This window comes from Burkholderia ambifaria AMMD, from assembly GCF_000203915.1.
Lineage (GTDB): Bacteria > Pseudomonadota > Gammaproteobacteria > Burkholderiales > Burkholderiaceae > Burkholderia > Burkholderia ambifaria.
In genome coordinates, this window is sequence record NC_008390.1 from 338,288 (window position 1) to 360,202 (window position 21,915).

The 21,915-nt window shown below is 67.5% G+C and carries 20 protein-coding genes; 18 read left to right on the forward strand and 2 right to left on the reverse strand.

Annotation, left to right across the window (positions count from 1 at the left end):
- Positions 1–27: 27 nt before the first annotated feature.
- The 5 genes from BAMB_RS01545 to msrQ all read left to right on the forward strand — a co-directional run bounded on the left by BAMB_RS01545 (position 28) and on the right by msrQ (position 6,164).
- Entirely contained in the window at positions 28–681 is a 654-nt protein-coding gene (locus BAMB_RS01545; RefSeq protein WP_006758792.1) for a c-type cytochrome, read from the forward strand.
- Positions 682–882: 201 nt separating this feature from the next.
- On the forward strand, positions 883–3,105 hold the full coding sequence (locus BAMB_RS01550) for a cytochrome c biogenesis protein ResB (protein WP_011655766.1): 2,223 nt from the start codon (positions 883–885) through the stop codon (positions 3,103–3,105).
- Positions 3,106–3,109: 4 nt separating this feature from the next.
- A complete protein-coding gene (ccsB, locus tag BAMB_RS01555; RefSeq protein ID WP_011655767.1) occupies positions 3,110–4,300 on the forward strand; it encodes a c-type cytochrome biogenesis protein CcsB in 1,191 nt (396 codons plus the stop codon).
- 158 nt (positions 4,301–4,458) lie between these two features.
- Positions 4,459–5,454, forward strand: coding sequence for a protein-methionine-sulfoxide reductase catalytic subunit MsrP (gene msrP, locus BAMB_RS01560; RefSeq protein WP_041491309.1), 996 nt, complete (start codon positions 4,459–4,461; stop codon positions 5,452–5,454).
- 20 nt (positions 5,455–5,474) lie between these two features.
- On the forward strand, positions 5,475–6,164 hold the full coding sequence (gene msrQ / locus BAMB_RS01565; RefSeq protein WP_041491072.1) for a protein-methionine-sulfoxide reductase heme-binding subunit MsrQ: 690 nt from the start codon (positions 5,475–5,477) through the stop codon (positions 6,162–6,164).
- Between the two features lie 85 nt (positions 6,165–6,249).
- Here the strand turns inward: msrQ and lptM are convergent, their stop codons facing one another.
- Positions 6,250–6,528 carry an LPS translocon maturation chaperone LptM gene (gene lptM, locus BAMB_RS01570; protein ID WP_011655770.1) on the reverse strand — a complete coding sequence of 93 codons (279 nt, stop codon included), beginning with the start codon at positions 6,526–6,528 and terminating at the stop codon, positions 6,250–6,252.
- A 39-nt stretch (positions 6,529–6,567) separates the two neighbouring features.
- On the opposite strand from lptM, the gene cyaY reads away from it, so the two are divergent.
- Positions 6,568–6,894 (forward strand): iron donor protein CyaY, encoded by a 327-nt coding sequence (gene cyaY, locus BAMB_RS01575; protein ID WP_006758798.1) that lies wholly within the window; start codon positions 6,568–6,570, stop codon positions 6,892–6,894.
- Between the two features lie 95 nt (positions 6,895–6,989).
- On the opposite strand, the gene BAMB_RS01580 is transcribed toward cyaY, so the two are convergent.
- Positions 6,990–9,377 (reverse strand): penicillin-binding protein 1A, encoded by a 2,388-nt coding sequence (locus BAMB_RS01580; protein ID WP_082089592.1) that lies wholly within the window; start codon positions 9,375–9,377, stop codon positions 6,990–6,992.
- Positions 9,378–9,603: 226 nt separating this feature from the next.
- Between BAMB_RS01580 and BAMB_RS01585 the strand changes: the two genes are divergently transcribed.
- The 12 genes from BAMB_RS01585 to ugpQ all read left to right on the forward strand — a co-directional run bounded on the left by BAMB_RS01585 (position 9,604) and on the right by ugpQ (position 21,760).
- Positions 9,604–10,527, forward strand: a complete 924-nt coding sequence (locus BAMB_RS01585) for a hypothetical protein (RefSeq protein ID WP_011655772.1) — start codon at positions 9,604–9,606, stop codon at positions 10,525–10,527.
- Entirely contained in the window at positions 10,524–11,156 is a 633-nt protein-coding gene (locus BAMB_RS01590) for a hypothetical protein (RefSeq protein WP_041491310.1), read from the forward strand. Before BAMB_RS01585 ends, BAMB_RS01590 begins: the two co-directional genes overlap by 4 nt.
- Positions 11,153–12,025, forward strand: coding sequence for a hypothetical protein (locus BAMB_RS01595; RefSeq protein WP_011655774.1), 873 nt, complete (start codon positions 11,153–11,155; stop codon positions 12,023–12,025). Before BAMB_RS01590 ends, BAMB_RS01595 begins: the two co-directional genes overlap by 4 nt.
- The gene (locus BAMB_RS01600; protein ID WP_011655775.1) at positions 12,022–13,683 is read left to right on the forward strand and encodes a type IV pilus secretin PilQ; all 1,662 of its coding nucleotides are present in this window, start codon (positions 12,022–12,024) and stop codon (positions 13,681–13,683) included. Before BAMB_RS01595 ends, BAMB_RS01600 begins: the two co-directional genes overlap by 4 nt.
- Before the next feature lie 40 nt (positions 13,684–13,723).
- Positions 13,724–14,278, forward strand: a complete 555-nt coding sequence (locus BAMB_RS01605) for a shikimate kinase (RefSeq protein ID WP_011655776.1) — start codon at positions 13,724–13,726, stop codon at positions 14,276–14,278.
- Complete coding sequence (aroB, locus tag BAMB_RS01610) at positions 14,275–15,354, forward strand: 3-dehydroquinate synthase (protein ID WP_011655777.1); 1,080 nt, start codon at positions 14,275–14,277, stop codon at positions 15,352–15,354. The genes BAMB_RS01605 and aroB overlap by 4 nt, the downstream gene beginning before the upstream one ends.
- A gap of 65 nt (positions 15,355–15,419) precedes the next feature.
- Positions 15,420–16,604, forward strand: coding sequence for a deoxyguanosinetriphosphate triphosphohydrolase (locus BAMB_RS01615; protein WP_085963138.1), 1,185 nt, complete (start codon positions 15,420–15,422; stop codon positions 16,602–16,604).
- 88 nt (positions 16,605–16,692) lie between these two features.
- The gene (gene ugpB, locus BAMB_RS01620; RefSeq protein WP_011655779.1) at positions 16,693–18,027 is read left to right on the forward strand and encodes a sn-glycerol-3-phosphate ABC transporter substrate-binding protein UgpB; all 1,335 of its coding nucleotides are present in this window, start codon (positions 16,693–16,695) and stop codon (positions 18,025–18,027) included.
- A 96-nt stretch (positions 18,028–18,123) separates the two neighbouring features.
- Positions 18,124–19,008 carry a sn-glycerol-3-phosphate ABC transporter permease UgpA gene (ugpA, locus tag BAMB_RS01625; RefSeq protein WP_012362911.1) on the forward strand — a complete coding sequence of 295 codons (885 nt, stop codon included), beginning with the start codon at positions 18,124–18,126 and terminating at the stop codon, positions 19,006–19,008.
- Positions 19,005–19,850 (forward strand): sn-glycerol-3-phosphate ABC transporter permease UgpE, encoded by an 846-nt coding sequence (gene ugpE / locus BAMB_RS01630; protein ID WP_011655781.1) that lies wholly within the window; start codon positions 19,005–19,007, stop codon positions 19,848–19,850. Before ugpA ends, ugpE begins: the two co-directional genes overlap by 4 nt.
- A gap of 31 nt (positions 19,851–19,881) precedes the next feature.
- Complete coding sequence (locus BAMB_RS01635; protein ID WP_011655782.1) at positions 19,882–20,967, forward strand: sn-glycerol-3-phosphate import ATP-binding protein UgpC; 1,086 nt, start codon at positions 19,882–19,884, stop codon at positions 20,965–20,967.
- 28 nt (positions 20,968–20,995) lie between these two features.
- Positions 20,996–21,760, forward strand: a complete 765-nt coding sequence (ugpQ, locus tag BAMB_RS01640; RefSeq protein WP_011655783.1) for a glycerophosphodiester phosphodiesterase — start codon at positions 20,996–20,998, stop codon at positions 21,758–21,760.
- Positions 21,761–21,915 lie beyond the last annotated feature (155 nt).

Below are 21,915 nucleotides of genomic sequence, written 5' to 3' on the forward strand. Positions count from 1 at the left end.
TCCCACAAGACGAAACAGGGTGTGCGAATGAATCGACTGTGCAAGTCTCTGATGGTGCTTCAGGTTGCAGCAGGGTTCGTAGGTTTCGTAGCGGAGGCAAACGCGGCGGATGCGGCAAAGCCGGATCTGGACCGCGGCAAGGCGATTGCCGGGCAGGTGTGTGCGTCATGTCACGGCGCCGACGGCAACAGCGCGTCGGGCAGTTTCCCGAAGCTCGCCGGCCAGCATCCCGAATATCTGGTCAAGCAGTTGAACGACTTCAAGACCCAGTCGGGCGCGAAGGGGCCGGCGCGGACCAATCCGGTAATGGTCGGGTTCGCGAGCGCGTTGAGTGCGGACGACATGCGCAACGTCGCCGCCTATTACGGCTCGCAGGCAACGAAGCTCGGCACCGCGCGCGATGCGGCGACCGTGCCGATCGGCCAGAAGATCTATCGCGGCGGCATCGCGGAAAAGGGTGTCCCCGCCTGCGCGAGCTGTCACGGGCCGACGGGGCAGGGGCTGCCGGTCCAGTACCCGCGTCTGTCGGGGCAGTGGGCCGATTACACGGTTGCCCAGTTGACCGCGTTCCAGCAGGGTGCCGGCGCGCGCAACAACAACGAGGCGATGCATCAGATCGCATCGCGTCTGTCGGATAACGAGATCAAGGCCGTCGCGGATTACATCGCGGGCCTGCGTTGAACGGGCCGTCGCGAATGGAATGACCGGCGCCCGAAGGGCAGCCGGAGCCAGAACAAGAAAAGGGTGGGGCGCCGCGCGATCGCGGTGGCCTCGCCCTTTTTTGTCGGCACTCGCCGGGCCGCCCCGGGAGTGCTGACCGCCCCTTCCGGGGCAGCGAACAAAGTGAGCGTGGGGGCTGTTTCCCCCAAAGTCGGAGTTTGAATGAGCGTTACCACGTCGGGGTTGCAGTCGAAGTCGGGTCAAAGTGCGTCCAGGCGCGCGATCGAGCTGGTGAGCTCGATGCGCTTCGCGATCGCGCTGCTGGTGGTGTTGTCGATCGCGAGCATCATCGGCACGGTCCTGACCCAGGATGACCCGTATCCGAACTACGTGAACCAGTTCGGGCCGTTCTGGGCGGACATCTTCCGCTCGCTGGGCCTGTACAACGTGTACAGCGCGTGGTGGTTCATGCTGATCCTGATCTTCCTCGTCACGTCGATCTCGCTGTGCGTGATCCGCAACGCGCCGAAGATGCTCGCCGATGCGAAGAGCTGGAAGGACAAGGTCCGCGAAGGCAGCCTGCGCGCGTTCCATCACAAGGCCGAATACACGGCGTCCGGCACGCGTGCGACCGTTGCGGCCACGCTCGCCACGTTCGTCGCGAAGGCCGGCTACAAGCACGTGGTGCGCGAAACCGACGGCGCGACGCTGATCTCCGCGAAGCGCGGCGCGCTGACGAAGTGGGGCTACATCTCCGCGCACCTCGCGATCGTCGTGATCTGCATCGGCGGCCTGCTCGACAGCAACCTGCCCATCAAATTCCAGATGTGGATGTTCGGCAAGAGTCCGGTCAACACGAGCGCGACGATCAGCGAGATCTCGCCCGACCACCGGTTGTCCACGTCGAACCCGACGTTCCGCGGCTACGCGTGGGTGCCGGAAGGCCAGTTCGTGTCGACCGCGATCCTGAACCAGCCGAGCGGCTCGCTGATCCAGGACCTGCCGTTCTCGATCCAGCTCAACAAGTTCATCGTCGACTACTACACGACGGGGATGCCGAAGCTGTTCGCGAGCGACATCGTCGTGATCGATCGCGAGACGGGCCAGAAGATTCCGGCGCGCGTCGAGGTCAACAAGCCGTTCACGTACAAGGGCGTGTCGATCTACCAGTCGAGCTTCCAGGACGGCGGCTCGCAGATGCAGATGACGGCCTACCCGATGACGGGCGACAACGCGAAGACCTTCGCGGTAAAGGGCACGATCGGCAGTACGGCGCCGCTGCAGATGCCGGGCAGCGACGGCGACACGATCGAGTTCTCCGACTTCCGTGCGATCAACGTCGAAAACATGGCCGACGCGAACGGCAAGCCGGACGTGCGCGGCGTCGCGAAGACGGAGTCGCTGAAGGAGGTGTTCGACGAGCGGCTCGGCTCGGGCGCGAAGACGTCGAAGCCGATGCAGCTGCACAACATCGGCCCGTCGGTGCAGTACAAGATTCGCGGCAAGGACGGCCAGGCGCGCGAGTTCAACAACTACATGCTGCCCGTCGACATGGGCGGCACGCGCGTGTTCCTCGCCGGCGTGCGCGGGAGCCCGAACGATCCGTTCCGCTACATGCGGATTCCGGCCGACAGCCAGGATTCGATCGGCGAATGGATGCGCCTGCGCGCCGCGCTCGAGGATCCGGCCGTGCGCGCCGACGCCGCCGCGCGTTTCGCGCAGCGTTCGCTGCCGACGACCGAAGCGTCGCTGCGCGGCCGCCTGCAAGATAGCGCGTTCAAGGTGCTGACCCTCTTCGCGGCGAGCGACGACAGCGTGGGTCGCGGTGCCGACGGCCAGCCGATCGGCGGCTTCCAGGCGGTGGCGACGTTCATCGACCGGTCGGTGCCGAAGGCCGAGCAGGAAAAGGCGGCGAGCCTGCTGCTGCGCATGCTCGAGGGCTCGATGTGGGAGGTCTGGCAGATCGCGCGCGAGCGCGCCGGCGAGCCGGCCGCCCAGCAGGGCACCGACACGATCCGCTTCGTGCAGAACGCGATCAATGCGCTATCGGACAGCTTTTTGTATGGATCGCCGGTCTATTTGCAGCTTGACTCCTTCAAGCAGGTGCAAGCTTCGGTATTTCAGTTGACGCGCGCACCTGGCAAGAATCTGGTGTATCTTGGCAGCCTGCTGTTGGTCGCCGGCATCTTCTCGATGTTCTACGTGCGCGAGCGGCGCCTCTGGTTCTGGCTCAAGGATGCCGGTTCGGGCGTCGATGTGGTGATGGCGATGTCCACGGCCCGCAAGACCTTCGATTTCGAGAAAGAATTCGTGCAGACGCGCGACGCGGCCGGCGCCGCCTTGCGCGCCGCACCGCGCGACGCCGCGCCCACAGGCGCGGCAGCGACTGCCCGTCCGCCCGCCGGCGGCGGTTCCGATTCCGATTCCGAGAACTCCACCCGGTAACATCATGGATCTCACGCAAGTTTCCTCCTCCCCTTCGGGGCCGGCAAAGGCTTCGAATCCGGCGCCGTTGTTCGACGACCGTCCGTTCCTCGCGCGCCTGTCGGTCATCGACTGGTTGTTCGCGCTGGCACTCGTGGTCGGCGCGGGCTATGCGTTCGTGCACTACAACGAACACATGAATTACTACGACAAGGCGGTGATGATCGGCACGGTGCCGGCGCTTGTCGTGCTCGGCTGGCGCTGGAAGCCCGCCCGGCTGATGATGGCGTCGATCGCGGTGCTGTCGCTGCTGTCGATCCAGATCTACCAGGGCGATCTCGCGCGCGCCGATTCGGCGTTCTTCCTCAAGTACTTCCTGTCGAGCCAGTCCGCGATCCTGTGGATGAGCGCGCTGTTCGTGCTCGCGACGATCTTCTACTGGATCGGCTTGCTCGCACGCTCGGAGTCGGGCTCCGCGATCGGCCAGAAGCTCACGTGGGTCGCCGTGCTGATGGGCTTCACCGGTCTGATGGTGCGCTGGTACGAGTCCTACCTGATCGGTGCCGACGTCGGGCATATCCCCGTATCGAACCTGTATGAAGTGTTCGTGCTGTTCAGCCTGATCACCGCGCTGCTTTATCTGTATTACGAAGGCCACTACGGCACGCGTGCACTCGGCGCATTCGTGCTGCTGGTCATCAGTGCGGCTGTCGGCTTCCTGATGTGGTACTCGGTCGCGCGCGATGCGCAGCAGATCCAGCCGCTCGTGCCGGCGCTGCAGAGCTGGTGGATGAAGATCCACGTGCCGGCGAACTTCATCGGCTACGGCAGCTTCGCGCTGTCGGCGATGGTGTCGGTCGCGTACCTGATGAAGGAGCGCGGCGTGCTCGCCGATCGCCTGCCGACGCTCGAGGTGCTCGACGACGTGATGTACAAGTCGATCGCGGTCGGCTTCGCGTTCTTCACGATCGCGACGATCCTCGGCGCGCTCTGGGCCGCCGAAGCATGGGGCGGCTACTGGAGCTGGGACCCGAAGGAGACCTGGGCGCTGATCGTGTGGCTCAACTACGCGGCCTGGCTGCACATGCGCCTGATGAAGGGCCTGCGCGGCGCGGTCGCCGCCTGGTGGGCGCTGACGGGCCTGCTCGTGACGACGTTCGCGTTCCTCGGCGTCAACATGTTCCTGTCCGGGCTGCACAGCTACGGCAAGCTGTAAGATTTCCGACGCTGGTCCGACAAAAGACCGCCGGCGCACTGCGTGCCCGGCGGTTTTGTTTTGTAACGGGCGGGTGGCCCGGGCGTCGAACGGCCCATGATCGGCCGGGTCGAACGCTGATGAAGCGTGCGCGCGGCGCATGCAGGAGGAGCAGCACGATGTGGATCAAAACCCCTTTGCGCACCGTACTGACCGGCGGTGATATCGCGCAGAGCCAGATTACGCCGCGCGCGGTGTTCGAGAACCGGCGGCGCGTATTGCAGGCAGCCGGCCTGGCGGCGGCGGGCGGATTGCTGGGCGGCAGCGGCGCGGCGTTCGCCGCGTATGCGTCGCCCGACGCGCGGGCCGCGAAGCTTGCGGCGCAAACCAACCCGAAGTTCGTCGCGGCCGACAAGGTGACGCCGTTCAAGGACATCACGTCCTACAACAACTACTACGAATTCGGCACCGACAAGGGCGACCCGGCGCAGAACGCGGGCACGTTGCGGCCGCGCCCGTGGCGCGTGAGTGTCGAGGGCGAGGTGCTGCATCCGAAGGTATTCGATCTCGACGAACTGCTGAAGCTCGCGCCGCTCGAGGAGCGCGTGTATCGGCTGCGCTGCGTCGAGGGCTGGTCGATGGTGATTCCATGGATCGGCGTGCCGCTGTCCGAGCTGATCAAGCGCGTGCAGCCGACCGGCAACGCGAAATACGTGCAGTTCATCACGCTGGCCGATCCGTCGCAGATGCCGGGGTTGTCGACGCCGGTGCTCGACTGGCCGTACTCGGAAGGGCTGCGGATGGACGAGGCGATGAATCCGCTGACGCTGCTGACGATGGGCGTCTATGGTCAGGTGCTGCCGAACCAGAACGGCGCGCCGGTGCGCATCGTCGTGCCGTGGAAGTACGGCTTCAAGAGCGCGAAGTCGCTCGTGAAGATCCGCTTCGTCGACAAGCAGCCGAAGACGAGCTGGAACACGTATGCGTCGAACGAATACGGTTTCTATTCGAACGTGAATCCGAACGTCGACCACCCGCGCTGGAGCCAGGCGACCGAGCGCCGGATCGGCGAGGACGGCTTCTTCACGCCGAAGCGCAAGACGCTGATGTTCAACGGCTACGGCGATCTCGTCGCGTCGATGTATCAGGGCATGGATCTGAAAAAGAATTTCTGAGCGCGACGGTGAGAAACGACATGCCTCCTTCGACACTGGAGCCCGTGCGCACGTCCGGCACGCGCACGGCAGCCGCGGGTAGCGCCCGGGCCGGCGCCGTGCGTACGACGTCGCCGCGCTGGCTGGTGCCCGCCAAGGTGCTGGTTTTCGCGGCCGGCCTCTATCCGCTCGCACGACTCGTGCTGTTCGGGCTGACCGACCGGCTCGGTGCGAACCCGATCGAGTTCATCACGCGTTCGACGGGCCTCTGGACGCTGGTCATGCTCTGCATCACGCTCGCTATCACGCCGCTTCGGCACGTGACGAGCGTTCCCGCGTTGTTGCGTTTTCGCCGGATGATCGGCCTGTTCGCGTTCTTTTACGCGACGCTGCATTTCACGACGTACCTGTGGTTCGACAAGTGGTTCGACGTGCTCGCGATCCTGAAGGATGTCGGCAAGCGTCCGTTCATCACGGTCGGCTTCGTTGCATTCGTGCTGCTGATTCCGCTGGCCGCGACATCGCCGCGTGCGATGGTGCGCCGGCTCGGCCGTCGCTGGGCTACGCTGCATCGCGCGATCTATGCGATCGCGCTGTTCGCCGTGCTGCATTTCTGGTGGATGCGGGCCGGCAAGCACGATCTCGCGCAGCCGAAGCTCTACGCGACGATCGTCGCGGTGCTGCTCGGCTGGCGGCTGCTTGCATGGGGCTGGCGGCGCGTCCGTACCTGACGTGGCGGGCCCGAAAAACAAAAGGCGATGACCGGAAGTCATCGCCTTGGGGCGCCAGAGAAACCGCCGCGGCGGCGGCGCGCGACTACTGCGCGGCGGCCGGGCCTGATGCCGGCGTGGCGGGCTTCGGCGCACTGCTCGACAGCTCGGGCGACAGCGTGAGCGGCGTGCCGGAAGAATCGGGAATACTGTCGGACGCGTTTTCATCGGTCGGCTTGACGTCCGACGGCGGCGTGTCCTGCTGCTGGATGGGCTTCGCCGGCAACGGGGGCACGGTAGGCAGATAGAGCGGACCGCGTTGCCCGCAGCCGGCAAGAATCGCCAAAGCCGCTACAATCGCGCTCATCCGGAAAACGACTCGCATGATCGTCCCTGAGCAATTATTTAACCGATAGAGTTTAGCATGTCCGATACTGAATACCTGGCCCGTGCCGAGGCTGTGCTGGCGTCCGTCGAACGTACCGTGGACGCCGCGAACGACGGCGATCACGACATCGATCTGGAGCGCAACGGCAGCGTGCTGACGCTCACGTTCGAGAACGGCTCGAAGATCATCATCAACCTGCAGCCGCCGATGAAGGAGCTGTGGATCGCCGCGAAGGCGGGCGGATTCCATTACCGTTTCGTCGACGGTGAATGGCGCGATACGCGCACCGGCACCGAGTTCTTCTCGGCGCTCACCGACTACGCGACGCAGCAGGCCGGCCTGCCGATCACGTTCCGCGCATAACGACGCTCGCCCGCCCGCCGGGCGCCGATACGTCGGATCAATGCACAAAGAAAAAGCGCCCCAGCGGGGCGCTTTTTTCATGGCCGGGCCGTTCGTCAGTGGCCGCGGAACAGGTTCATGATGTCCTGCTTTTCCTGCTCGTCGACGTGCGGCACCGGTTCCTCGGTGTCCTGCACAGCCGGCGCCTGCGGCACGCCGACCGTCGATACGAAGCCGTGCCCCGGCGTGAACTCGGTGAAGTACAGCTCGCCGCCGATCGACTGGACGTCGTCCGGCATCGTCGGCTTGAACTCCGGCACGCCCTTCAGCGCCGCACCCATGTATTCGATCCAGACCGGCAGCGACAGGCCGCCGCCGGTTTCGCGATCGCCGAGGCTGCGCGGATTGTCGTAGCCGATCCATGCGATCGCCGCGAGCGTGTGCTGGTAGCCGGCGAACCACGCGTCGTGCGAGTCGTTCGTCGTACCAGTCTTGCCCGCGAGGTCGGTGCGCTTCAGCACGTTGGTGCGTGCGCCCGTGCCGCGCTGCGCGACGCTCTGCAGCAGGCTGTTCGTCACGTACGCGTTGCGTGCGTCGATCGCGCGCGGCGCGTTCTGCTCGGCGATGAGCGGCTGCGCGCGTGCGACGATCGCGCCGTTCGGATCGGTCACTTCGGCGATCAGATACGGGTTCACGCGGAAGCCGCCGTTCGCGAACACCGAGTACGCGCCGGCCATCTGCAGCGGCGTGACCTGGCCCGCACCGAGCGCCATCGGCAGGTAGGCCGGATGGCGGTCGGCGTCGAAGCCGAAGCGCGTGATGTACTGCTGCGCGTACTTCGTGCCGATCTGGTTCAGGATCCGGATCGACACGAGGTTGCGTGAGCGCTGCAGCGCGGTGCGCATCGACATCGGACCTTCGAAGCCGCCGCCGTAGTTCTTCGGTTCCCACGGCTGGCCGCCGGTTTCCGCGGCGCTGAAATACAGCGGGCCGTCGTTGATCACCGTGGCCGGCCCGAGGCCCTTGTCGAGTGACGCCGAGTAGATGAACGGCTTGAACGACGAACCCGGTTGCCGCCACGCCTGCGTGACGTGGTTGAACTTGTTCTTGTTGTAGTCGAAGCCGCCGACGAGCGAGCGGATCGCGCCGTCTTGCGGGACGATCGAGATGAACGCGCCCTCGACCTGCGGCAACTGCGTGATCGACCACTTGCCGGCGTCGTTCTTCACGACACGGACGATCGCGCCCGGGCGGATGCGGCGGTTCGGCTGCGCGTTGGCCGACAGCGCGCCCGACGCGAAGCGCAGGTTGTCGCCTTCGATCGTCGCGGTGCTGCCGTCGATGAAGGCTACCGTGATCTGGCGCGGGGTGGCCGCGGTGACGACCGCCGCGATCAATTCGCCGTTGTCGGGATGCTCGAGCAGCGCGTCGTCGATCGCCTGTTCGCGGTCGTCGGCGCCGGCCGGCAGCTCGATGAAGCCTTCCGGCCCGCGATAGCCGTGGCGACGCTCGTAATCCATGATGCCCTTGCGCAGCGCGGTGTACGCGACCTGCTGGTCGGCGGAATCGATCGTCGTGACGACGTTGAAGCCGCGCGTGTAGGTTTCCTCGCGGTACTGCGCATACATCATCTGCCGGACCATTTCCGCGACGTACTCGGCGTGCACGCTGAACTCGCGGCCCGCGCCCTTGACGACGAGCGGCTGCGCGGCAGCCTCGTCGTACTGCTCGCGCGTGATGAAGTTCAGCTCGAGCATCCGCTGCAGGATGTATTCCTGGCGGACCTTCGCGCGCTTCGGGTTGACGACCGGGTTATACGCGGACGGCGCCTTCGGCAGCCCCGCTAGCATCGCCGCTTCCGCGAGCGTGATGTCCTTCAGGTCCTTGCCGAAATACACGCGCGCGGCGCTCGCGAAGCCGTACGCACGCTGGCCGAGATAGATCTGATTCATATAGACCTCGAGAATCTGATCCTTCGTCAGCGCGCGCTCGATGCGGTACGCGAGCAGCATCTCGTAGATCTTGCGCGTGTAGGTCTTCTCGCTCGACAGGAAGAAGTTGCGCGCGACCTGCATCGTGATCGTGCTCGCGCCCTGCGACGCATGGCCGTTCGTCAGCGCGACGAAGCCGGCGCGGGCGATGCCGGTGAGGTCGACGCCGCCGTGATCGTAGAAGCGTGCGTCCTCGATCGCGAGGATCGCCTTCTTGAGCGAGTCGGGCACCTCCTTGAAATGGACGATGTCGCGGCGTTCCTCGCCGAATTCGCCGATCAGCACGTGATCGGACGTGTAGATGCGCAGCGGTACCTTCGGACGATAGTCGGTCAGCGCGTCGAGCGACGGCATGTTCGGCCACGCGACGACGAGCGCGTAGCCGAGCACGAGGCCGCCGGCCACGACGAGGGCCACGCACATCGCGGCGACGCCGATCAGGGCTTTCTGCCACCAGGGCCGTTTCTTCGGCTCCGGCGGGGGAGGCGGGGACGTAGGAGACGTGGATTGCATAGGCATACCGGAAAACAGTCCCGCGATTATAGCTGCCCGGTAAGACCGGCCCTGACGCGACGGGTGGCCGGCGAAAAGCGGCGCATCGCGGTGCCGCCAGCATAACGTCCGCGCGGCCGCCGCGCGCCACGCCTGGCCGTCCGGCCGACTGTCGGAGGCACGCGCCACTTTGCAGAATCAGGCATCGGAAACGCGGCGTGGGCCGCAACGAGCGCGGGAGGCTGGGATGACAGCACGATGGGCGGCGCGGTTCGCGCCGGGCAGGCACCGTTCGACGGGCATCGACGTCGGGGCGGACGAGGTGAGAGTAGCCGTGCTGAGCCGGCGCGGCCGGGGCGCGGATGTGCGGGTCGAAGGGCTCGAGCGGGAGCCGGTGGGACTCGCGGACGGGCCGGAGGACGCGCGCTGGGCCGCGGTCGCGCGGGCGCTGGCGGCCGCCGTGTCGCGGCTGTCGGCGGCAGGCGTGCGCTGCGACGCGCATGGCGTGATGGCGCTGCGCGACGACGAAATGCGCACGGCAACGCTCGACCTGGCCGGGCGCGAGGACGTCGCCCACGCCGCCCGGCAGGCGGCCGAACGCATCTCGGGGCTGGCGCCGGACAGTTTCGCGTTCGACTGGCGGCAGGAAGGCGGCGAACATTCGGGCGAGATCGCGGTCGCCGTGGCGCCGCAGGCCTTGCTCGAGCGGCGGGTCGACGTGGCCGCGCAGGCCGGCATCGACCTGACGGCCGTCGACGGCGAGTCGGCCGCCGCGCTGCGCGCATTGCGCCATGCCGCGCAGTTCGAGCTCGACGCGCACGGCCCGTACGCCGCATTCTGGTTCGGCGACACGGGTGTGCGCGGCTGGCGGGTCGACGGCCCGGTCGCCGCACCTGTGCTCGCGGTATCCGGCGACGTGCAGGCGGCGCTCCCCGACGCATTGCGCCAGTGCGTATTCGAGCCGGTGCGCTGCGTGCTCGTGGCCGGCGACGCGCGCTGCATCGCCCGCTGCGGTACGTCGGTCGCCGACATCGGAGATGCACTCGGCGTGGCGGCGGTGCCGTTCGACTGCACGGGATGGAACGGGCTGCCGGGCGAGCCCGGCGGTGTGCCGGACGCTGCGGCATTTGCGCTCGCGGTCGGGCTGGCGCTGCGCGGGGTGTGGGAATGATGGCCGATACGGGGTTCGGGCGGACTAGCGCCGGCCACGCCGCGCTCGGCGGCTTCAATCTGCTGCCGTACCGGGAGCGGCTGGCGCACGCGTTGCGGCGGCGCCGTGCCACGCAGTGCGGAGCAGCGATCGTGCTCGGCGTATTCGGGGCCTGCGTGTGGACGGGCGCGCAGACTATGTGGAGATGGGGCGTGGATGCCGAGCGTGCGCGTGTGGAGGCGCAACTGCGGCAATTGGAGCCCAAGGTCGCGGCCGTCCGGCGCGCCGCCGGCGTGGCCGCCGACCTCGCGCAACGCGATGCGCGGTCGGTCGTGCTTGCCGCGCCTTACCGGCGTGCCACGGGGCTGCTTGTGACGCTGGCTCAGGTGCGCGACGACACCGTGCGGCTCGACGCATTGCGCACGACTTCGTCGGGCGCCGTGCTCGACGCGCGCGCGACGAGTTACCGGGCGGCCGCGCGGTGGCTCGCGCGGATCGCGGCCGAGCAGCGCGACTGGCGATTCGATATCGGAGAGCTGACACAGGCTTCGGCCATGCCGGTCACGGCGTCAGCCGCGCCGTTCCGGTTTTCCGTACAGGTGCGCTGGCACGACGCGTCGCCGCAAGGCGCAGCGGGAGGCGGCGCATGACGGCGATCGTGCATAGGTCCGTGCCGCGCGTTGCCGGGGCGCTTGGCCACGTGACGCGGGTGTCGCCGGCCACCGCGCACGCCGTCGGCTGCGTGGTGGCATTCGTGTCCGTGCTGCTGGGCGGCATTCATCTGATGGATGCCGGCGACTGGAGCGGGCTCACGCGCAGTCGCGCATTGCTGGCGACGGCACAGGTGCGTGCCGCTGAAACGCAGCGCGCACTCGCCGCCGCGCAACGGCACGACCCGGCCCCGGGCTCGGTTGCCGGGCGCAATGTCAGCGCGACGCGTGCGCCGGCGTGGCCCGCGCTGATGCTGGAACTGGCCGACCTGGCCGGAGTGAGCGGACTGCGGATCGTGTCGATCGAACCGCAGCGCGCCGACGATGCGGCACCGGACGGCCGACGCACGGTGCGGATGGTCGCGGACGGCGGCTTTCCGGCGCTGTTGCGGCTGATGGGCGGGCTGGCAGGGTTGCCCGCGCTGGTGGTGCCGTCGGTCCTGCATATCGAACGAAAACCGCCCACGGCGCGGGTCGACATGACGATCGACGTATTTCCGGCGCTCCCGGGAGCCCGTTTGCCGGGTGGCGCGGCGCCCATGCTCGCCGGTGCGTCAGGCGACGATCCATTCGGCGGCGCGGGTTCGCTTCCGGTAGCCGACGATGCGGTGCCGCGTCTGGCCGGCACGATTCGCGACGCGCGCGCCGGGCTTGCGTTGTTCGACGCCGGTGACGGCGGGTTCGCGACCGTCGCGCGGGGCGAAGCGCTTGGGGCCGCGCGGGTGATGCGCGTCGAAGCCGATGCCGTAACGCTTGCAACGGCCGATGGCGCGCGCCGGTTCGTCATGGACGACGGAGGTCGTCCATGACGAAATACGGATGGTGGGCGATCGCATTCCAGGTCGCATCATGCATGGCCGCGGCACACGCGGCGCTACCGCCTTTGCCTCCGTTGCCCCCTTTGCCGCCGGCCGGCTGGTCGATCGCATCGATGCAGGCGTCCGTTGAGGACACACCGCTGCCGCACGGCGCGCTCGATGGCGCGGACGGCATGAATGGTGCCGCCTCCACACAGGACGGCCCACAGCCGTTCGATCGGGCCGCGCGTGCAGCCGTTCGGGCAGGCACGACCGCGCCGGTACCGTTGCTGGAAGGGCCGCCGATCCCCTTGCCGCCGCCGACGCGCATGAGCGACGCCGCGGCGCGGCACCCCGGCGATGCGGACGACGCGCGGCGGATCTCGCTGAACCTGCAAGGCGCCGGGCTCGCGGCTGCATTCGATGCGCTCGCACGATTCACCGGGCTCAACATCATCGTCGGTGAACAGGTGCGCGGCACCGTGACGTTACGTCTGAACAATGTCCGCTGGCGCGATGCGTTCGATACGTTGCTCGATACGCACGGGCTGGCCATGTCGCGGCGCGGCAACGTGATCTGGGTCACGCCGGCGGCCGAACTCGCGGCGCGGGAGCGCGAGCGCTTCGAAACGCACGCCCGCGCGGCCGAGCTGGAGCCGCTCGCGAGCCGGACCTTCGCGCTGCATTACCCGCGCGCGCTGGACGTGCAGCGGCTGCTGGCCGGTGCGACCGGCCAGCGCCTGCTGTCGAAACGCGGCGCGGCGGCGGCCGATCCGCGCACGAACCTGCTGTTCGTCACCGATCTTGCGCCGCGCATCGCGCAGATCGCGGGGCTGATCGACGCGATCGACCGGCCGTCGCGACAGGTGCGGATCGAGGCGCGCATCGTCGAAGGCGAACAGGGCTTCTCGCGTAACCTCGGTGCTCGCATCGCGTTGCGCGCGCAGGGACGGGCGCCCACCGCCGACGGCGCGGCATCCGCGACCGACACGCGCAACGCGCTCGATCTCGCCGCGCGGCCGCTCGGCGGCTTCGAGGCGGCGACGGCCGGCTTCACGTTGTTCGCCGCGCCGCTGAGCCGCGTGCTCGACGTCGAGCTGAGCGCGCTCGAGGCGCAGGGGCGGGGCCAGATCGTCTCCAGCCCGCGGGTGGTCACGGCCGACCGCGTGAAGGCGATCGTCGAACAGGGCTCGGAGCTGCCGTATCAGGCCAAGGTCGGCAATGGCGTGAGCGGCGTGCAGTTCCGCCGCGCGACACTGAAGCTCGAGGTCGAGCCGCAGATCACGCCCGACGGGCGGGTCGTGCTCGACCTCGACGTGACGAAGGACAGCATCGGCGAGCCGACCGCGGCCGGCCCCGCGATCCATACGAAGCACGTCCAGACGCGCGTGGAGGTCGAAAACGGCGGGACGGTCGCGATCGGCGGGATTTACGAGCAGTTGAACCGGGATGATGTGACGCGGGTGCCGCTCTTGGGCAAAATACCGGTACTGGGCGCGCTTTTCCGGCACCGCGCGCGGCGCGACCAGCGCAGCGAACTGGTCGTCTTCATCACGCCGACGGTCGTCGGCACGCAGTGCGCGACGTCCAGCGCGGGCGATGCGGACGCGGGAAAAAGGGGGCCGGAAGCGGGTGGCGCAGGCTCGACAAGGCAGCCGCTTTGCCAGTAAGCTGCGCCACACACCAGCAAGATTCAAGCAGAGGAAGCCGTTGCAAGCGCGGGACCCACACGCAAACGTATTTTTCGTCGGCCTTATGGGAGCGGGTAAGACCACCGTGGGCCGTGCGGTCGCGCGCCGGCTCGACAGGACGTTCTTCGACTCCGACCACGAAATCGAGGCCCGCACGGGTGCGCGCATTCCGGTGATCTTCGAGATGGAAGGCGAGGCCGGCTTTCGCGACCGCGAATCGCAGGTGATCGCGGATCTCACGCAGCGCGAGAACATCGTGCTCGCGACGGGCGGCGGCGCGGTGTTGCGCGCCGAAAATCGCGATTGCCTGAAAGGCCACGGCATCGTCATCTATCTGCGCGCCAATCCGCACGATCTGTGGCTGCGCACGCGCAAGGACAAGAACCGCCCGCTGTTGCAGACCGGCGACCCGAAGGCGCGTCTCGAAGCGCTCTACGAAGTGCGCGATCCGCTGTACCGCGAATGCGCGGACTTCATCATCGAGACCGGCCGTCCGTCGGTCAACGGCCTCGTCAACATGGTGCTGATGCAACTCGAACTCGCAGGCGTCATCGCCAAGCCGCTACAAGCATGATTACCGTCAACGTCGACCTGGGCGAGCGCGCCTACCCGATTCACATTGGTGCCGGCCTGATCGGCCGCACCGACCTGTTCGCCCCTCATATCACCGGTTCGTCGGTCACGATCGTCACGAACACGACGGTCGATCCGCTCTACGGCGACGCGCTGCGCGCGGCGCTCGCGCCGCTCGGCAAGCGCGTATCGACGGTCGTGCTGCCGGACGGCGAGGCCTACAAGAACTGGGAAACGCTGAACCTGATCTTCGACGGCCTGCTGACCGAGCGCGCCGACCGCAAGACGACGCTCGTCGCACTCGGCGGCGGCGTGATCGGCGACATGACCGGCTTCGCCGCCGCGTGCTACATGCGCGGCGTGCCGTTCATCCAGGTGCCGACGACGCTGCTGTCGCAGGTCGATTCGTCGGTCGGCGGCAAGACCGGCATCAATCATCCGCTCGGCAAGAACATGATCGGCGCGTTCTACCAGCCGCAGGCGGTGATCGCCGATATCGGCGCGCTGACCACGCTGCCCGATCGCGAGCTGGCGGCCGGCGTGGCCGAGGTCATCAAGACGGGCGCGATCGCCGATGCGGCATTCTTCGACTGGATCGAGGCGAACGTCGACGCGCTGAACCGCCGCGAGCCGGCCGCGCTCGCGCATGCGGTGAAGCGCTCGTGCGAGATCAAGGCGAGCGTGGTCGCGGCCGACGAGCGCGAAGGCGGCCTGCGCGCGATCCTGAACTTCGGCCATACGTTCGGCCATGCGATCGAGGCCGGGCTCGGCTACGGCGAATGGCTGCACGGCGAAGCAGTCGGCTGCGGAATGGTGATGGCGGCCGACCTGTCGGTGCGGCTCGGCCTCCTCGATGAAGCGTCGCGGCAGCGGCTCGATGCCGTGATTGCCGCCGCGCACCTGCCGGTGCGCGGGCCGGCACTCGGCGATGCGCGCTACATGGAGCTGATGCGTGTCGACAAGAAGGCCGAAGCCGGCGCGATCAAGTTCATCCTGCTGAAGCGATTCGGCGATACGCTGATCACCCAGGCGCCCGACGAAGCGGTGTTCGCTACACTGGCGCAGACGACCCGGTAACGGCGCCCCGGATGCCCCGGCGCCACTGACATGGAGCAGACGTGAGCGAGACATCCAGCAGCAAACTGCCCGAGGCCAGCCGCGCATCCGTCGCGACGCTGGTCGAGCCGCCGACGCTGGCGGCGCTGGAAGCCCATCTCGCTCCGTATGCCGCACACGCGTCGCAGTCGCGCGGCCGCCGCCATCCGGAAACGCCGCCGGCGGCGCGCACCGAATTCCAGCGCGACCGCGACCGCATCGTTCATTCGACCGCGTTTCGCCGGCTCGAATACAAGACGCAGGTCTTCGTCAATCACGAAGGCGACCTGTTCCGCACCCGCCTCACGCACAGCCTCGAAGTCGCGCAGATCGCGCGCTCGGTCGCGCGCAACCTGCGCCTGAACGAGGATCTCGTCGAAGCGATCTCGCTCGCGCACGATCTCGGCCATACGCCGTTCGGCCATGCCGGGCAGGACGCGCTGAATGCATGCATGCGCGAGCACGGCGGCTTCGAGCACAACCTGCAGAGCCTGGCCGTCGTCGACGAGCTCGAGGAGCATTACGGCGCGTTCAACGGCCTGAACCTGTGCTTCGAGACGCGCGAAGGCATCCTCAAGCACTGCTCGCGCGAAAATGCGCGCAAGCTCGGCGCGCTCGGCGAACGTTTCCTGCAAGGGCGCCAGCCGTCGCTGGAGGCGCAACTCGCGAACATCGCGGACGAAATCGCCTACAACAACCATGACGTCGACGACGGCCTGCGCTCGGGCCTCATCACGATCGGGCAGCTCGCCGAAGTCGAGCTCTGGCAGCGCCACTACGAGGCCGCGCTGGCGGAATTCCCGCATCTCGAAGGTCGCCGCCTCGTGCACGAGACGGTGCGCCGCATCATCAACACGCTGATCGTCGACCTGATCGACGAGACCACGCGCAATCTCATGCGCGTCGCGCCCGCGTCGCTCGACGACGTGCGCGCGGCGCCGCCGCTCGTCGCGCACAGCGAAGCGGTCGCCGCGCAGGCCGCCGCCCTCAAGCGTTTCCTGTTCAAGAACCTGTACCGCCATTACAAGGTGATGCGCATGGCGAACAAGGCGCAGCGCGTCGTCACCGGGCTGTTCGACGCGTTCATCGACGATCCGCGCCTGCTGCCGCCGCCGTACCAGTCGGATGACGAAGCGCAGCAGCCGCGCCTCGTCGCGCACTACATCGCCGGCATGACCGACCGCTTCGCGCTGAAGGAATACCAGCGCCTGTTCGTCGTCAACGACAACTGACTGTCACAAACGATCACTAGACTTCGCCGGTTCAATGGCGACGGGAATGTTGCACACGCTGTTGGTAACGTTTTCATAGGAGAGGTCGATGAAGAAGAAGCCTGCGGGGACCACGATTCGCTCGATCGCGCTTGGCGGCGCGCTGATGTTCGGTGTGCAGCATGCGGCGTTCGCCGCGACGGAGATCCAGTTCTGGCATGCGATGGAGTCGGCGCTCGGCGAGCGCGTAAACGAGCTCGCCACGCAGTTCAACGCATCGCAGAGCGACTACAAGATCGTGCCGGTCTTCAAGGGCACCTACGACCAGGCGCTCGCGGCAGGCATCGCCGCCTATCGCAGCGGCAACGCGCCGGCGATCCTCCAGGTCTATGAAGTCGGCACCGCGACGATGATGAAGGCGAAGAAGGCCGTCGTGCCCGTCTACGACGTGTTCAAGCAGGCCGGCGTGCCGCTCGACGAAAAGGCGTTCGTGCCGACCATCGCGAGCTACTACAGCGATGCGAAGACGGGCCATCTCGTGTCGATGCCGTTCAACAGCTCGACGCCGGTGCTGTACTACAACAAGGACGCGTTCAAGAAGGCCGGGCTCGATCCGAACCAGCCGCCGAAGACGTGGGCGGACGTGCAGGCCGATGCGGAGAAACTGCGCAAGTCGGGGATGACCTGCGGCTTCACGACCGGCTGGCAGGGCTGGATCCAGCTCGAGAACTACAGCGTGTGGCACGCGCTGCCGTTCGCGAGCCGCAACAACGGCTTCGACGGCGCCGACGCGGTGCTCGAATTCAACAAGCCGCAGCAGATCGCCCACATCGCGTTCCTGCAGCAGATGCAGAAGGACGGCACGTTCACGTACGCGGGCCGCAAGGACGAAGCGTCGGCGAAGTTCTACAGCGGCGACTGCGGGATCCTGACGACGTCGTCGGGTGCGCTCGCGAACGTGCAGAAATTCGCGAAGTTCAGCTACGGCACGGGCATGATGCCGTACGACGCGAACGTGAAGGGCGCACCGCAGAACGCGATCATCGGCGGCGCGAGCCTGTGGGTGCTGGCCGGCAAGGATCCGGCGACCTACAAGGGCGTCGCGAAATTCCTCGCGTTCCTCGCCTCGCCGCCGGTCGCCGCGAAGTGGCACCAGGAAACGGGCTACCTGCCGGTCACGACGGCCGCGTACGACCTCACGCGCCAGCAGGGCTTCTATGCGAAGAACCCGAGCGCGGAAACCGCGATCAAGCAGATGTTGAACAAACCGCCGCTGCCCTACACGAAGGGGCTGCGTCTGGGCAACATGCCGCAGATCCGCACGGTCGTCGACGAAGAGCTGGAGCAGGTCTGGGCGCAGAAGAAGTCGCCGAAGGACGCGCTCGACTCGGCCGCCTCGCGCGGCGACGAGCTGCTGCGCCGCTTCGAGAAGTCGGGCGGCTGATCCCGCATCGCGTCCGTGCCGCCGGCCGCCGCCTCGCGCATGCGCGCGGGCCGGCGGCGCGGTTCCCTTTCCGTTTCGCCTGACCGGATGCCCGCGATGCAATCCCGTTCCCGTTTCGGCGCGAGCCTGCTGCCGTACCTGCTGATCGCGCCGCAGCTCGCGATCACCGCCGTGTTCTTCCTGTGGCCGGCCGGCGTCGCGCTGTGGCAGTCGACGCAGATGCAGGATGCGTTCGGCACGTCGAGCGAATTCGTCGGCTTCGCGAATTTCACGCACCTGTTCGCCGATCCGCTGTACCTCGACTCGTTCCGCACGACACTGGTGTTCAGCTCGCTCGTCACGGTCAGCGGGCTCGTCGTGTCGCTGCTGCTCGCCGCGTGCGCCGACCGCGTGGTTCGCGGCGCGCGCGTGTACCGCACGCTGCTGATCTGGCCGTATGCGGTCGCGCCGACGATCGCCGCCGTGCTGTGGGCGTTCCTGTTCAACCCGAGCATCGGTCTCGTCACCTATGCGCTCGCAAAGGGCGGCATTGTCTGGAATCACGCGTTGAACGGCAGCCAGGCGATGTTCCTCGTCGTGCTCGCGTCGGTGTGGAAGCAGGTGAGCTACAACTTCCTGTTCTTCTATGCGGGGCTCCAGGCGATTCCGCGCTCGCTGATCGAGGCGGCGGCGATCGACGGTGCCGGGCCGGTGCGGCGTTTCTTCAACATCGTGCTGCCGCTGCTGTCGCCGACGAGCTTCTTCCTGCTCGTCGTGAACCTCGTCTACGCGTTCTTCGACACGTTCCCGGTGATCGACGCTGCCACCGCGGGCGGCCCCGCGCAAAGCACCAAGACGCTGATCTACAAGATCTTCACGGAAGGCTTCCAGGGGCTCGACATCGGCAGTTCGGGCGCGCAGTCGGTCGTGCTGATGATCATCGTCGTCGGGCTCACGGTGATCCAGTTCCGCTTCGTCGAACGCAGGGTGCAATACGCATGATCGAAAATCGCAAGGGTTTCGACCTGTTCTGCCACGCGGTGCTGGTCGCGGGCGTCGTGGCGATCGTGTTCCCCGTCTACGTCGCATTCTGCGCGGCTACGATGAACGCGCAGGAGGTGTTCACGATCCCGCTGTCGCTGGTGCCGAGCACGCACCTGCTGGAGAACATCGCGTACATCTGGGGGCACGGCAGCGGCGGCACGACCGCGCCGTTCGGCCGGCTGCTCGTCAACAGCTTCGTGATGGCGCTCGGGATCGCGGTCGGCAAGATCGCGGTGTCGATCCTGTCCGCGTACGCGATCGTCTATTTCCGCTTCCCGTTCCGCAACACGGCGTTCTGGCTGATCTTCATCACGCTGATGCTGCCGGTCGAGGTGCGGATCTTCCCGACCGTGCAGGTGGTGTCGACGCTGCACCTGACGAACGCCTACGCGGGGCTCACGCTGCCGCTGATCGCGTCGGCGACGGCGACGTTCCTGTTCCGCCAGTTCTTCATGACGCTGCCCGACGAGCTGATGGACGCCGCGCGCATCGACGGCGCGGGGCCGATGCGCTTCTTCTGGGACGTCGTGCTGCCGCTGTCGAAGACGACCATCGCGGCGCTGTTCGTGATCACCTTCATCTACGGCTGGAACCAGTATCTGTGGCCGATCCTGATCACGACGGAGGCGTCGCTGTCGACGGCGGTGGTGGGCATCAAGACGATGATCGCGAGCGGCGACGCCGCGACCGAATGGCAATACGTGATGGCGGCGACGCTGCTGGCGATGATTCCGCCGCTCGTCGTCGTGCTGGCGATGCAGCGCTGGTTCGTGCGCGGCCTCGTCGATTCCGAGAAATGAACACGGACGGCAACCGGGAGAAGGACCAAGTATGGCTGCGCTGAGCTTGAAGGGCATCAGGAAATCCTACGACGGCAAGCAGCACGTGCTGCACGGCATCGACGTGGAGATCGCCGACGGCGAATTCGTCGTGCTGGTCGGCCCGTCGGGCTGCGGCAAGTCGACGCTGCTGCGGATGATCGCGGGGCTCGAGACGGTGACGGACGGCGAGATCGCGATCGGCGACCGCGTGGTCAACGCGCTGGAGCCCAAGGATCGCGACATCGCGATGGTGTTCCAGAACTACGCGCTCTATCCGCACATGACGGTCGCGCAGAACATGGGCTACGGGCTGAAGATCCGCGGCATCGAGCGCGCGACGATCGACTCGCGGGTGGCCGCGGCCGCGAAGATCCTCGAACTCGAGCCGCTGCTCGCGCGGCGCCCGCGCGAACTGTCGGGCGGCCAGCGGCAGCGCGTCGCGATGGGGCGTGCGATCGTGCGCGAGCCTTCGGTGTTCCTGTTCGACGAGCCGCTGTCGAACCTCGATGCGAAGCTGCGCGTGCAGATGCGGCTCGAGATCCAGCGGCTGCATGCGCGGCTCGCGACGACGAGCGTGTACGTGACGCACGACCAGATCGAGGCGATGACGCTCGCGCAGCGCGTGATCGTGATGAACCGCGGCTATGCGGAGCAGATCGGCGCGCCGGTCGACGTGTACGAGAAGCCGGAGACGGTGTTCGTCGCGGGCTTCATCGGCTCCCCGGCGATGAACCTGATGCATGGCCGGCTGTCCGAGGATGGCGCGACCTTTGCGGTCGCGGGCGGCGGTCCGGCGCTGCCGGTCGCCGGCGCGCCCGGCATCGGCACCACGATCGCCACCGGGCGCGACTGGGTGCTCGGCGTGCGCCCGGAGCACATGACGCCGCAGCCGGGCGTCGCGCAGGCATCGTTGCCTGTCGATTCGTGCGAACTGCTCGGCGCGGACAACCTCGCGCACGGCCGCTGGGGCAACCACGACGTCGTGGTACGCCTGCCGCACGCGGATCGTCCCGCGCGCGGCACGGCGCTGGGCGCGGCGCTGCCCGCGCACCGGCTGCATTTCTTCGATCCCGAGACCGGCAAGCGCGCCGGCTGACCCTGACGAACCTGCTGCGAGGCGCACGATGACTTCCCGTACCGACTGGCCCTATCCGCGCGTGGTCGCCCATCGCGGCGGCGGCACGCTCGCGCCGGAGAACACGCTCGCCGCGCTCGACGAGGGCGCGCGGCGCGGGCACCGGATGGTCGAGTTCGACGCGAAGCTGTCCGCCGACGACGTGACGTTCCTGCTGCACGACGACACGGTCGAGCGCACGTCGAACGGCAGCGGGCCGGCGGCGGGCATGCGTTATGCGGCACTGGCCGCGCTCGACGCCGGCGCGTGGTTCGACGCGCGCTTCGCGGGCGAGCGGATGCCGACGCTCGATGCGGCGGCGGCGTGCTGCATCGCGCACGGGCTCGCCGCGAATGTCGAGATCAAGCCGTGCCCGGGGCGCGAGCGCGAAACCGGGCAGCGCGTGGCAGCCGACGCGGCTGCGTACTGGCGCGATGCGGCGGTGCCGCCGCTGCTGTCGTCGTTCTCGTTCGATGCGCTGCAACAGGCGCGCGCGACCGCGCCGGCGCTGCCGCGCGGGATGCTCTACGAAGCCGTGCCGGACGACTGGCACGCCCAGGTGGTCGGAGCGCTCGGCTGCGTTTCGTTGCATGCAGACCACACACGGCTCGACGAATCGCTCGTGCGCGCGATCAAGGCGGCCGGGCTGCGCATCCTGGTCTACACGGTCAACGACCTCGAACGGGCGTGCGAACTCGTGCGCTGGGGCGTCGACGCGGTCTGCACGGACCGGATCGACCTGATCGGCCCGACGGCACTCGACGACCTCGTATAGCGCCGCGCACCCCGGGCAAAATTCTGTCCGGGAACCTGCGTGACGCGAAAAAACGACGCCCCGGCGGGATTCCCGCCGGGGCGTTTTGCATCGTGGAGACGTTACGTCGGGAAAAATCCGCTACAAATTGCAGCAGGATTAACCATTCCCCAAAT

Coding starts and splice junctions, on each gene's coding strand:
- BAMB_RS01600 (WP_011655775.1), top strand. CDS start 12,022: ATGACGAAATACGGATGGTGGGCGATCGCATTCCAGGTCGCATCATGC.
- cyaY (WP_006758798.1), top strand. CDS start 6,568: ATGTCCGATACTGAATACCTGGCCCGTGCCGAGGCTGTGCTGGCGTCC.
- lptM (WP_011655770.1), bottom strand. CDS start 6,528: ATGCGAGTCGTTTTCCGGATGAGCGCGATTGTAGCGGCTTTGGCGATT.
- BAMB_RS01585 (WP_011655772.1), top strand. CDS start 9,604: ATGACAGCACGATGGGCGGCGCGGTTCGCGCCGGGCAGGCACCGTTCG.
- msrQ (WP_041491072.1), top strand. CDS start 5,475: ATGCCTCCTTCGACACTGGAGCCCGTGCGCACGTCCGGCACGCGCACG.
- BAMB_RS01550 (WP_011655766.1), top strand. CDS start 883: ATGAGCGTTACCACGTCGGGGTTGCAGTCGAAGTCGGGTCAAAGTGCG.
- ugpA (WP_012362911.1), top strand. CDS start 18,124: ATGCAATCCCGTTCCCGTTTCGGCGCGAGCCTGCTGCCGTACCTGCTG.
- ugpE (WP_011655781.1), top strand. CDS start 19,005: ATGATCGAAAATCGCAAGGGTTTCGACCTGTTCTGCCACGCGGTGCTG.
- ccsB (WP_011655767.1), top strand. CDS start 3,110: ATGGATCTCACGCAAGTTTCCTCCTCCCCTTCGGGGCCGGCAAAGGCT.
- BAMB_RS01635 (WP_011655782.1), top strand. CDS start 19,882: ATGGCTGCGCTGAGCTTGAAGGGCATCAGGAAATCCTACGACGGCAAG.
- ugpQ (WP_011655783.1), top strand. CDS start 20,996: ATGACTTCCCGTACCGACTGGCCCTATCCGCGCGTGGTCGCCCATCGC.
- aroB (WP_011655777.1), top strand. CDS start 14,275: ATGATTACCGTCAACGTCGACCTGGGCGAGCGCGCCTACCCGATTCAC.
- BAMB_RS01545 (WP_006758792.1), top strand. CDS start 28: ATGAATCGACTGTGCAAGTCTCTGATGGTGCTTCAGGTTGCAGCAGGG.
- BAMB_RS01580 (WP_082089592.1), bottom strand. CDS start 9,377: ATGCAATCCACGTCTCCTACGTCCCCGCCTCCCCCGCCGGAGCCGAAG.
- ugpB (WP_011655779.1), top strand. CDS start 16,693: ATGAAGAAGAAGCCTGCGGGGACCACGATTCGCTCGATCGCGCTTGGC.
- BAMB_RS01595 (WP_011655774.1), top strand. CDS start 11,153: ATGACGGCGATCGTGCATAGGTCCGTGCCGCGCGTTGCCGGGGCGCTT.
- BAMB_RS01590 (WP_041491310.1), top strand. CDS start 10,524: ATGATGGCCGATACGGGGTTCGGGCGGACTAGCGCCGGCCACGCCGCG.
- msrP (WP_041491309.1), top strand. CDS start 4,459: ATGTGGATCAAAACCCCTTTGCGCACCGTACTGACCGGCGGTGATATC.